General features: G+C 41.2%; 7 protein-coding genes and 1 pseudogene. 4 read left to right on the top strand and 4 right to left on the bottom strand.

Annotated features, from left to right (window positions below):
• The 3 genes from MTN96_RS16660 (at position 1) to MTN96_RS16650 (ending at position 2,871) form a co-directional block, all read left to right on the top strand.
• Positions 1–495: a DUF6702 family protein gene (locus tag MTN96_RS16660; RefSeq protein WP_069439048.1), complete on the top strand. Its 495-nt coding sequence runs from the start codon at positions 1–3 to the stop codon at positions 493–495.
• Positions 496–745: 250 nt separating this feature from the next.
• Positions 746–1,369 carry an HAD family hydrolase gene (locus MTN96_RS16655; protein ID WP_036983602.1) on the top strand — a complete coding sequence of 208 codons (624 nt, stop codon included), beginning with the start codon at positions 746–748 and terminating at the stop codon, positions 1,367–1,369.
• A 776-nt stretch (positions 1,370–2,145) separates the two neighbouring features.
• A complete protein-coding gene (locus MTN96_RS16650) occupies positions 2,146–2,871 on the top strand; it encodes a YebC/PmpR family DNA-binding transcriptional regulator (protein WP_036983603.1) in 726 nt (241 codons plus the stop codon).
• 91 nt (positions 2,872–2,962) lie between these two features.
• On the opposite strand, the gene MTN96_RS16645 is transcribed toward MTN96_RS16650, so the two are convergent.
• Entirely contained in the window at positions 2,963–5,140 is a 2,178-nt protein-coding gene (locus MTN96_RS16645; RefSeq protein ID WP_248532263.1) for a malate synthase G, read from the bottom strand.
• A 239-nt stretch (positions 5,141–5,379) separates the two neighbouring features.
• On the opposite strand from MTN96_RS16645, the gene MTN96_RS16640 reads away from it, so the two are divergent.
• A complete protein-coding gene (locus tag MTN96_RS16640) occupies positions 5,380–6,981 on the top strand; it encodes an isocitrate lyase (protein ID WP_248532262.1) in 1,602 nt (533 codons plus the stop codon).
• A 696-nt stretch (positions 6,982–7,677) separates the two neighbouring features.
• Here MTN96_RS16640 and MTN96_RS16635 read toward each other — a convergent pair.
• The 3 genes and pseudogenes from MTN96_RS16635 to MTN96_RS16625 all read right to left on the bottom strand — a co-directional run bounded on the left by MTN96_RS16635 (position 7,678) and on the right by MTN96_RS16625 (position 12,397).
• Positions 7,678–9,695 (bottom strand): annotated as a pseudogene (locus tag MTN96_RS16635) (prolyl oligopeptidase family serine peptidase).
• 154 nt (positions 9,696–9,849) lie between these two features.
• Positions 9,850–10,584 (bottom strand): 5-oxoprolinase subunit PxpA, encoded by a 735-nt coding sequence (locus tag MTN96_RS16630; protein ID WP_036983606.1) that lies wholly within the window; start codon positions 10,582–10,584, stop codon positions 9,850–9,852.
• Between the two features lies 1 nt (position 10,585).
• Positions 10,586–12,397: a glycoside hydrolase family 3 protein gene (locus tag MTN96_RS16625; protein ID WP_248532261.1), complete on the bottom strand. Its 1,812-nt coding sequence runs from the start codon at positions 12,395–12,397 to the stop codon at positions 10,586–10,588.
• Positions 12,398–12,504 lie beyond the last annotated feature (107 nt).

Raw genomic sequence — 12,504 nt, 5'->3', positions numbered from 1 at the left:
ATGCGCTTTTTGCTTATTATTGTTTGTTTTTTAATTGCTGCGCCAAGTATGGCGCATCAATTAAAATCATCCGTTACAACGGTGTTATTTAATCAGCGTACGCACAATATTGAATTGATGCATCGTTTTTATTTACATGATACAGAGCATGCTGTTAGTAACTTGTTTAAAGGCAAAGTGGATATTATGAGTAACAAGCGTGACCAAAAACGCTTTGCCAAGTATGTTGAATCTCATGTTGCCTTACAAACCTTGAGCGGTGAGCCCCTCCCCCTTAATTATGTAGGTGCACAAGTGGATGGTAAGTTTTTTTGGGTGTACCAAGAAGCTGCTATTCCCGATAAAATTGAGGGCATTAGAATGAGTCATGGTGCACTGCGTGATTTGTGGCCTGCACAAGTGAATATGGTGAACGTTGAAGGGCGAGGACAGATCAAAACCTTAAACTTTAGCCAAGACGATACCTGGCTTGAAGCGAAATTTGAGCCGAAATAACCACTATTATTGCGCACCTTTAGAGGGTGCGCACTTTCCTTTATAGCTGATCGAGTTAATTAATTGCATCGTAAAGTCTTTACTATACCAGTTATACAAACCCAAACTATTATGTTATCAAACTAACTATAATTAAATTTCAATGGACTGAGCTGTTTTTATATGTTTATTGATATACTTTTTATTAAAGATTTAGATAACCTAAGCCAAATCTAGCATACTGAGCTAATTATTTAGCGCAAGGAATGAAATGAAAACGCAAATTGAGGCAATCAAAGGTGTTATTTTTGATTTAGACGGAACTTTAGTATCTTCAGAATTAAACTTTTCATTGATAAAAGCCCAAGTAGGTTGCCCTGCAGAGCAAGACTTACTCGATTATATAGAACAACTACCTTCCCCCTATATGCGTGAAGAAGCAATGAATATAGTGCATCAGCATGAGTTGTTAGATGCACAATCGGCTAAGCTTCTACCTGGCGTTTTAGAGGCTGTTAAAGCGTTACAAGCTAAAAACATACCTATGGCCATTGTTACACGTAATTTTGATAAAGCGGCCACACTAAAGTTGCAACACAACCCATTGCCAATAGAAATGGTACTCACTCGAACTGAAGCTCCGGCCAAACCCGATCCGAGTGCTTTATTAATGATTGCAAGGCAGTGGTCCATGCCCGTTGATAATGTTATTTACGTTGGTGATTATTTATATGACATACAAGCTGCTCATAATGCAAAAATGCGAGCCTGTTTATATGCTCCTGATGCAACCCTAACCCCTGCCTATGCCGAGCAAGCCGATTTTGTCATTCATGCGTTTGATGAATTGGTAACATTAATTGACAATTATGCTGAAAAAGTGAGGGTCTGTTGACCTTTCAAGGTTGAATTTGCAGCAGTCTGTTTGGTATTTAGGCAAGGCAGAGCCTATCTATACCCAAATTACCTTAATCTGCGAGTTTCAGTTGGAATTAAAAGCTATTTTGACAAGGCATTGATTGAAAATAATGGTTATTCCCTTGTTAAAATCAATAACGCAGTATAAATAGCTTTTAAACCAACCCGTAGGGCGTTTCACAGAAACTTACTCCCTTCGTTGTTCCTTTTTAAAAGGGACGACCATTATTGCAAAGGGAACGCCTTGATATTAAGTCCCCGTGAAACGCTGAATTCTGTATATTAAGGCAATTTGGGTATAATGTGGTATTCCCCATAAATAGGCGATAACGCAGCATCAATGCCAAACAGGCGTTGCCCGGAGGGTTCTGCCTAGGGGCAATTAACTCTTTGTTGCCTACATGGATGTAGGTAAGGGGCGTGAGCAGGACGCGGAAGCTTTGCTCGGTTTTGACTTATTCTTACATGGATGTAAGTCAGTAGAATAACGCAGGAGCAGTTATCGAGCCCACTAGGTTACAAACCTCGCGCCGCGATTAAATTGTCCCTAGTTTGAACAAATAGCAATCCGCAAAGGTTAACAGATCATGATTATGTTAAATTGAGCTTCGTTTTTATTTATTTAATGGCATTGGGTATTATTTAAATTAATCCCCCGCTGCTTTTGCACAGCATAACATGTTGAACCACTAGCCCAATACGCTTTGAATTGGTAAAATATCAAAAACAGAACGTATTCAATAGAGGCACAAGATGGGCAGAGCATTTGAAGTCCGCAAAAATTCGATGGCAAAAACAGCCAATGCGAAAACTAAAGTAAATTCAAAGTACGGTAAAGAAATTTACGTTGCAGCCAAAAGTGGTGAACCTGATCCCGATGTAAATCAAACATTGCGCCGCTTAATTGAAAAAGCCAAAAAAGACCAAGTCCCTGCGCACGTAATCGAAAAAGCAATTGAAAAAGCAGCCGGCGGGGCAGGGGAAGATTACTCTTCAGCCCGTTACGAAGGCTACGGCCCGGGTAATTGTATGGTGATTGTTGACTGTTTAACCGATAACCCAAACCGCACAATTAAAGATGTACGTTTACCGTTTACTAAAACAGATTCAAAAATAGGTACACCTGGGTGTGTTGCACATATGTTTGATCACCTTGCTGTTTTAGGATTTGCAGGCGATGACGACGAAGTTGTGTTAGAAGCCCTGATGATGGCTGACGTTGATGTAACCGATGTAGAAGCCGAAGATGGCAAGGTGTCGGTATTTGCACCGCATACTGAGTATTTTAAAGCTAAAAAGGCATTAGAAGAAGCATTTGAAGGCATTAACTTTGAAGTTGATGAAATTACCTTTGTGCCACAAGTACATGTTGAAATCACTGATGAAGAAGTCATTGCCAACTTTGATAAATTTATCAATATGCTTGAAGATTGCGATGACGTACAAAATGTTTATCACAACGCGACTATTAAAAATTAATTTGTAGCTAGTGAATAGTGATTATTCACTAGCGTTATAAAAAAAATCAGCTTAGTAAAGCTGATTTTTTATTTTTAGGTTAAGTTTTAAGTTAGTGCTGTGCTTTATATTTTAAGCGGTAGCTGTGTAGTAGCGGCTCTGTGTAACCGCTCGGTTGACTAACCCCTTCAAATACCAGTGCTAAAGCAGCTTGATACGCAATACTTTTAGCTAATGTCTGCTCATTAGTTGCCATGGGAATGTAAAGGCTGTCATGTTCATTTTGGCCATCAACAACCTTAGCCATTTTTGCCATCACTTTTTGTACTTGCTCTTTGCTACATACACCATGATGTAGCCAGTTGGCGATATGTTGGCTTGAAATACGTAAGGTGGCTCTGTCTTCCATTAAACCAATATGATTAATGTCAGGCACTTTAGAGCAGCCTATTCCTTGGTCAATCCAACGTACTACGTACCCTAAAATACCTTGCGCGTTGTTTTCAAGCTCGCTTTGAATATCTTCTTTTGATAGCGTTTTAGGGTTTGGCATGAGCGGCGGTGTAAGTAAGCTCTCTAGGCTTGCTATTTGACGCGTGGCAATGCTTTGCTGCAGGCTAAATACATCAACATCATGATAATGCATTGCGTGTAATGTGGCGGCAGTAGGGGAGGGCACCCAAGCGGTATTTGCGCCAGATTGAGGGTGCGCTATTTTTTGCTCCATCATCATCGCCATTTTATCTGGCATTGCCCACATACCTTTACCAATTTGCGCTTTATGGCTTAAGCCACAGGCTAGGCCAATATCAACGTTGCGATCTTCGTAAGCGCTGATCCAAGGCTGTGCTTTAATAGCCGCTTTCGGCAGCACAACACCCGCTTGCATTGAGGTATGAATTTCATCGCCAGTGCGGTCTAAAAAGCCAGTGTTAATAAACACAACACGCTCTTTTGCTGCATGAATACAGGCTTTTAAGTTGGCTGATGTACGACGTTCTTCATCCATAATACCCATTTTAAGGGTGTTTTTAGGCAAACTCAGTGCCTCTTCAACCATACCAAACAAGGTATTAGCAAAGGCGACTTCATCAGGGCCATGCATTTTCGGTTTTACAATATTAATACTTTGCGCGGTTGAATTTTTAATCGTGTTTTTAGTGTTTAAATCGTGCAAAGCAGCTGTTGCGGTGAACATGGCATCCATAATGCCTTCAAACACATCATTGCCGCTTACATCCGTAATGGCTGGATTTGTCATTAAATGTCCCACGTTACGCACAAACATCATACTGCGCCCTTTGAGGGTCAGTTTTTGGCCATCAAGACCTGTATATTGTCGGTCAGCTTGTAACGTGCGGTCGACCATTTTGTCGCCTTTTCTAAACGTTTCAACCAAGTTGCCTTGCATTAAACCAAGCCAGTTTTTGTAAACGTGTACTTTATCTTCTGCATCCACTGCGGCAACCGAGTCTTCACAATCCATAATGGTTGTTAGTGCGGCTTCTAGCACCACATCTTTTAGCCCTGCTTTATCTGCTTGACCAATAGGATGGTGATGGTCTATTTGCAGCTCAATATGCAATCCATTGTTTTTAAGTAAAATAACACTCGGGTTTTGTGCTTCACCTTGATAGCCAATCAGTTGCTCAGGGTTTTTAAGTGTGGTGTGCGAACTGTCGCGCAGGGTAATAGCAAGGGCGCCGTCAACAATAGAATAGTTAGTACTTTCAATATGCGAGCCATTTTCAAGCGGTAATGCTTTGTCTAAAAACTGCCTTGCGTAAGCCATTACTTTAAAGCCACGAACAGGGTTGTATTGGCTGCCTTTTTCGGCGCCATCGTCTTCGCTTAAAACATCGGTTCCATATAAAGCATCGTATAACGACCCCCAACGTGCATTAGCAGCATTAAGCGCAAAGCGTGCATTACTAACCGGCACCACTAGCTGTGGCCCTGCAGTCAACGCTATTTCTGGCTCTACATTTTGAGTTTCAATACTAAAGTTTTCAGGCTCATCAACTAGGTAGCCAATATCTTTTAAAAACGCTTGATACTGAGCTTGGTCAGCATTTTTATTTGCAAGGTGGTAGTCATCAATTTGCTTTTGTAGTTGTTCACGCTTAGCCAGTAGTGATTTGTTCAATGGTGTAAGTGTTTGCACTATGTGGGCAAAGCTTTTCCAAAACTGGTGTTCATCAAGATGGGTACCAGGTAATAATTGTTTTTTAACAAATTCAGCAAGTTGCTTATCAACGCTGAGTCCTGAATGGGTGAGAGTGTGGCTCATAATTAATATCCTTAAACGGTCCGACAGTGTGCAATTTTTTATATGCGTACACCTACCATATCGCAAAAAAGTGGCTTTGAATGCTTTTTAGTCATTCACTATATGTATAGCCGCAATAAAAACTATAAATTTACTAAATCTAAAAAATAAGCCTAATGTTTAATTAAGCGCTACAGAGCTAACGTGATGTAGTCACTCTCTCAACAATAAATATTAATACCCGTTCGAAGGACTTTATTATGACAACATATCAAGGCGAAACAGATACACTAGCAACATTATGCCAATCACAAGGCAGTGCATGGAAAACAATTAATCCTGAATACGCAACACGTATGCGTTTACAAAATCGTTTTCGCTCTGGTGTTGATATTGCACAATTTACAGCAGACATCATGCGTGAAGACATGGCTGCATACGATAAAGACACAAGCCAGTACACACAGTCTTTAGGTTGTTGGCATGGTTTTACTGCGCAACAAATGATGATGGCAATCAAGCGTCATCAAAAAACAACTAAACGCAGTTACGTATACCTAAGTGGTTGGATGGTTGCAGCGCTTCGCTCTGAGTTTGGTCCACTTCCAGATCAAAGTATGCACGAGAAAACATCAGTACCTGCACTTATCGAAGAAATCTACACTTTCTTAAAGCAAGCGGATGCACGTGAACTTGACCATTTATTTAACGAGCTAGACGATGCAAAAGCAAACGGCGGCGACGTTCAAGCAGTGCTTAATAAAATTGATAACTTTGAAACGCATGTTGTGCCAATCATTGCTGATATTGACGCTGGTTTTGGTAACGAAGAAGCGACTTACCTACTTGCTAAAAAGATGATTGAAGCGGGTGCATGTGCTATTCAAATCGAAAACCAAGTATCAGACGCTAAGCAATGTGGTCACCAAGCAGGTAAAGTGACCGTTCCTCATGAAGACTTTTTAGCTAAAATTAATGCAGTACGTTACGCGTTTTTAGAGCTAGGTATTGATAACGGTATTATCGTTGCGCGTACCGATTCACTAGGTGCAAGCCTTACGCAAAAAGTACCGGTTTCAAAAAAACCAGGTGACTTAGCAAGCCAATACAATGCATTTTTAGAAACAACCCCAGTAAACAGTGTTGATGACTTGAATGAAGGCGAAACAGCAATGAAGCTTAATGGCCAACTTTGTAAGCCTACACGCCTAGACAATGGTTTATACCAGTTCCGCGAAGGCACTGAAAAAGACCGTGTAGTACTAGATTGTGTAACTAGTCTACAGTCAGGCGCTGATTTACTGTGGATTGAAACAGAAAAACCACACGTAAAACAAATTGCAGAGCTGGTAAATCGCGTTAAAGAACAAGTTCCAGATGCTAAATTAGTATACAACAACTCACCGTCGTTCAACTGGACGCTTAAGTTCCGTGAGCAAGTATACCAAGAGTGGCAAGAAGCAGGCCGTGACCTTAGCGCTTACCCAAGTCTTGATGATAACAAAGCGCTTATGGCTCCAGAAATGGATTCAACAGAGCTTGCTGCAGCTGCAGACTTACTGGTACAAAACTTCCAACGCGATGGTGCACGTGAAGCGGGTATTTTCCACCACCTAATCACGTTACCAACGTACCACACAGCAGCATTAAGCACAGATATTCTATCTGAAGGTTACTTTGGTGACTTAGGTATGCTGGCTTATGTACGTGACGTACAGCGTCAAGAAATCCGTCGTGAGCAAGCGTCTGTTAAACACCAAGACCTTGCAGGCTCAAACATTGGTGATACACACAAAGAGTACTTCTCAGGTGAGAATGCACTTAAAGCCGGTGGTGAAGCTAACACCATGAACCAATTTTAATTCAACTAGATAGTGTTACTTAAGGGCCGCAAGGCCCTTTTTTTATGCCTGCATAAAGGCAAAATTTAATAGATCAGTATTTTACTAGCCATTTGGTTAGTGAGAGTTTTCAATGCAATGCAGGTTAAAAGTGTAAATAAAATTTAAAGGATGTTTATCCTCGGCTGGAGGGCTTGATAGTCTGGTTACGCTTTAACATGTATAAGCACGATAAATTAACTGTTTTTGCCGTATATAGATCAGAGTTTAACTAACATAGTGAAAGCAGATCACGATTTAACTAGCTAGTTAAAATACAGATCAGGTTTTAACTAACCATGATAAAAACAGCCATTCTCTTCATCATTAAGGGTAGATTTGCCTTTCTAATCCTCAATTTGAGCATCTAAACGCTTAATTTAAAGATTTTTAACTAGGATTTAGAAAGTAATAAACCGATTTTTTACTAACTGTCGCTACTTATAAAACATTTTTTTACTAACTGAGGGCTTATAAACAGTGACTCAAACCGAATTTTTACTAACTCAAAGGGGTTGAGTTAGTATAAACCGAATTTTTACCAACTCAGTTTGAAGCTAAGTCCGATATTTAGCTAAAGTATGTAAGGGATTACTCACATTATTGCTGTAAAGGGGGTTTACACTTGTGAGCTTCGAGCAACGAGCTTATATAGCTCGTCACTCATAACTCTGCGTTTTATTTCGAATGCTTATCAAACCACCATTGAATATATGCCACTTTGGTCATTAAGTTAGATGGACGGGCAGTAATACCATGTGATGCGTTTGGAATACGCACCATCGCGGTATCAACACCTTGAAGTTTTAAGGCTTGATAAAACTGCTCTGTTTCTGAAATAGGCGTACGGTAGTCTGCCTCACCCGTGAGTAACATGGTCGGGGTTTTAACATTGCCAACATAACTGATGGGTGAGCGTTTCATGTAATGCTCAATATGATCCCAAGGTTTGCCCGGAAACCAATAATCGGCAAAGAAAGGATAGAAGTCGGCAGTGAGTACAAAGCTGATCCAATTAATTACTGGTTTGGCAACCACAGCTGCAGCAAAGCGATCTGTATGACCTACAATCCACGCGGTTAATACACCGCCGCCAGAACCACCGGTTACGAACAACTTAGATTCATCAATAAACCCTTTGGCAACGAGTGCATCAACACCCGTCATTAAATCATCGTAGTCATTGCTTGGGTAATTATGATGAATGGTTTGCGCAAACTCTTTACCGTATGAATCACTACCACGTGGGTTCATGTATAAAACCACGTTCCCTTTAGCGGCAAATAGTTGTACTTCGGCACTAAAGTGCGGGCCATAATTAGCGACAGGGCCACCATGAATTTCAAGCACTAGTGGGTATTTTTTTGATTTATCAAAACCCGGTGGGTAAGCAACCCAGCCTTGTATTGGCAGCTCATCGTGGCTTGATTTAAGCCATAATTCTTCAACCTCAGCGAGTTGCTTGGTTGCGAGTGCATCAGAATTTAAATCAGTTAAGCGCTGCGCTTTACCACGCTTTATTGTGGCTACATCAGCAGGACGCTGGGTATCGGCCAATGTAAATGCAACATGACCATTTTCACTAATATCGAAATCGCCACCGGAATAAGGGCGACCAAACGCAACACTGCCTATTTGTCGGTAATCACTTTGCGTTTGCCACTTCGAGGTTGATAAGCCAGCGCAGTTTGCCCTTCATCGGCATAGCTAAAATAAAGCCCTTTTGAGTTCGCGCTCCACTTAATTTGGCCAACACTTCTATCAAAATCGGTGGTTAGGCTTTGAGTATTCCCTGTTTTTAAATCGCGAATATAGAGTTGGGTGTTTTCGTAATTAGTACGCTTGTCGTCATACCCTGTATAGGCAAGGTATTTGCCATCGGGTGACACTTTAGGTTGTTGATCGGGCCCATTACGCTCAGTTAGAGGGAAAATGGCTAGCGAGTCTAAATCGAGTTGATAGAGCTCAGTGTTAGTGGGCTTCAATTCATTATTTTCATTGCGATTAGCAGAAAAATACAAAGTTTTACCGTCTTTACTAAAGCTGACTTCCCCACCATTATTAAAATTATCGTTGGTGAGTTGTTGAGCATTACCGCCATTGGCATCAAGTGTAAATAATTGACTAAACCCTTTTTCAGTATAACCCCCTCCATCGGCACGATAATAAACATCGTCAATATATTTAGCAGGCTCTGCCCACGTGGCACCTTTTGGTTTTCCAGTTAAGCTGACAGGCGCAGACGTCGCCATTGGAACAAACATACTAAATACCAGCTGGTTTGAATCAGGAGTCCAAGTTAGTGAGCTTGGATTGCTAGTTAAATTACTAACCTTAGCGATAGCCCCTGTTTTTAACCATTTAATATATATTTGGTTGCTACCATCTCGGTTTGATATGAAAGCAAGTCGCTGTCCGTCAGGAGAGACTACTGGCGAGTAATCCATATATACACCAGAAGTTAATGGTTGTAGTTGCCCTGTGCTGTAATCAACAGACCAAATATTGCCTACTTTACGGTCGGTTTTAATATCCATGCGGTTGCGGACAAAATACACGGTTTTACCGTCTTCTGTTATGTCTATTTGGTTGGCATATTCAAGATTGAAGATATCTTGAAGTTGTAATGTATCGGTATTGGCAACAGCTAATTGACTGCTGCCCAATATAAGACTCATAGCTAAAAGCGTTTTCATTATTTATCCCTGTTTTAAATCACTGCTCTATTTATAGGGTAGGAGAGGGATAATTAACAGTCAGATGCAACGAGGCCAGTATTTAAAACTACCAATGAATGAAGATGATAAAAGAAAGTAAAAGCTGTAAAGGGGGTTTACAGCTTAGAGGAAGTTATACGCTTGCGCTGCAAAGAGCCTTTATGTCTTCAATAAGCGCAACACCTTGGGCGTTATCACCGTGCACACAAATACTATCGGCGTTAAGTTTTAACGATTTTCCTGACTGGGTAGTCACACTGTTACTAGTTAAAAGCTGTTTAACTTGTGCCAATAATGCTGCTTTATCATGCACACTGCCTGCTATATTTCTTGCTACGAGGTGCCCTTGATCAGTATATAGCCTGTCTGCGAACGCTTCTAAAACAAGCGTTAGTCCAAGATGACGTGCCATTGTATGGTGGTGTTTAGCATCGGCCGTGGCCAGTATCATTAATTTTAGGTCAGCAGGGTAGCTGGCAACCGCGCCCATCACAGCACTAAGTAGTGGCTGGTGTTTCATCATGTCGTTGTAAAGCGCACCATGGGGTTTAACATAGCTAAGGGTTAATCCTTGTGCCTTTGCCATGCCATCAAGAGCAGCTATTTGGTAGTGTAAACACTGAGTGAGCTCGGCCACACTCAGATTCATTGAGCGTCTGCCAAATCCTTGTTTATCGGGGTAGCTTGGGTGAGCGCCAATCATAACATTATGCTGTTTAGCGAGCTTAAGAGTATTGGCCATAACACTAGGATCGCCCGCATGAAAACCACAGGCAATGTTTGCCATATCAATATGCGGCATTACTTGATCATCAAGCCCCATTTTCCACGCGCCAAAGCTTTCACCTAAATCACAATTGAGTTTCATATTAGTGGCTCTTTGATTGTTTAATAGTTACCGGTAAGCTGCCTTTAGCAGGGGCTTGACCGAGTAATACTTTAGCAAGTGCTGTAAATGCAGGCCCAGATACTTGCTCGTTTTTGTCTACGTCAATATTATAAGCATATGAAGCTAATACTGCATCGGCAGAGCTGCCAAACTGCGCAATATCATAAGGAGCTCGCAAACTAATAAACACGGTGGGTATTTGTTGCTTGTTAGCCATTTTAAGTAATGATTCAAGTGCTTTAGGTTGCTCTGCGTTATTGAGGGCAAAGTCTGGGTTATCGGCTAAATCATCCATCCCGCCAATTTCCACTGCGCTTTGATTAGGCGTGGCATTCCCGGCAATAATAATATCAGCTTGGTTTATATTACGCTGAGCATCAACAGGATCAAAACCTTGTAAACTGCTACAGCTATAAACTAATGCGTGTGAGCTGAGCGTCATTATGGCTTGTTGTATGGCCATACATTTACGCGTATCGGGCATAATAATATGAATGTGTTGGCCAGCATTAAGCTTAAGTGGCAAGGTGTTGTTGTTATTTTTTATTTGGGTGATCGCCGCTAAGGCCAGTGACGCTTCTAATTCGCGATGTGCTTTTTTACCAATAATGTGCTTGGCATTGGCTAATGCTTTGATGGGAACAGGCGAAGCGTTTAATTTAAATTTACTTTTAAGTGAGATAATACGCTGTGCTGAATGCGCAATTTCCTGTGCGTTTAGTTGCTCTGATTTAACCGCACTGACTAATGACTCAATGAGAGCATCGAGCTTTTTAATGTCATCTGGCGTTCTAATCTCTATTGGCATAAGCGCAATATCAACCCCAGCAGCAAAGGTGTTTATAATTGCTTGAGTTGGACTAAAAAAGTGACTAATACCTGCCATATCAAGTGCATCGGTTACCACCACACCTTGATAGTTAAGTTCTTTACGTAGAATATCGGTCATGATTTTACGCGACATTGTCGCGGGCTTGATCATTTGTTTGCCATCAACATTAGTCAAGGTACTGCTATCGAGCTCTGGATACTGAATATGCGCAGTCATTATCATGCCCGGACTGTGCTGCTCAATAATGTGTTTAAAGGGCGCTAAATCTTGTGCGTAAATCACCTCTTTTGAATGCATCACTTTAGGCAAGCCGGTATGACTATCTACATTGGTGTCGCCATGCCCAGGAAAATGCTTTAGTGCGCTAATAATGCCATTTTTTTCAAATTCACTAACTTGTGCGGCACCTAATACTGCTACATCATTTGGGTTTTCACTAAAAGAGCGGACATTAATTACCGGATTGTCTGGGTTCATGTTTACATCAACGGTTGGCGCGTAATTTACATTAATCCCCAATGCTGAGAGCTCCGTGGCAAGAACATTCGCGGTTTGAGTTGCGAAATAAGTGCCATGCTCTGGATAGGTGGCGCCAATTGACATATTACCGGTAAATGAAGTGGCCACATCACGTGGCAGTCGTGCTACGCGTCCACCTTCTTGGTCAATTGAAATAAAAAGCGGTAAGCCTGATTTAGACTGAGACGCAGCTTGTTGCAGTTGCTGATTAAGGCTAATTATTTGTTCGATGCTTTGGGTGTTTTCAGAAAATAAAATAACCCCGCCAATATCATAACGGCTAATCGCTTTGGCTAGTGTATCTGGTAATTCAGTTAACGCTGTTCTGCAGCGCTCACTGCTGCCTTGGTGACAAAAATAGCGTAAATCGAGCATGAGCTTTTGCCCAAGTTGCTGTTCAAGTGACAGCGCAGAATCGGCAAAAGAAGATTTTATTGGCATGAAACATCCGATTAAAAAAAGAGAAGACGACAACAGGTACTTATTTAGCAACACACACCTCAAGGCTAAATAAAAATAAAGTGCTTGCAGCTTAACTATTATTGAGC

The organism is Pseudoalteromonas sp. 2CM28B, from assembly GCF_023161935.1.
This window is presented reverse-complemented; position numbering and strand designations above follow the sequence as displayed.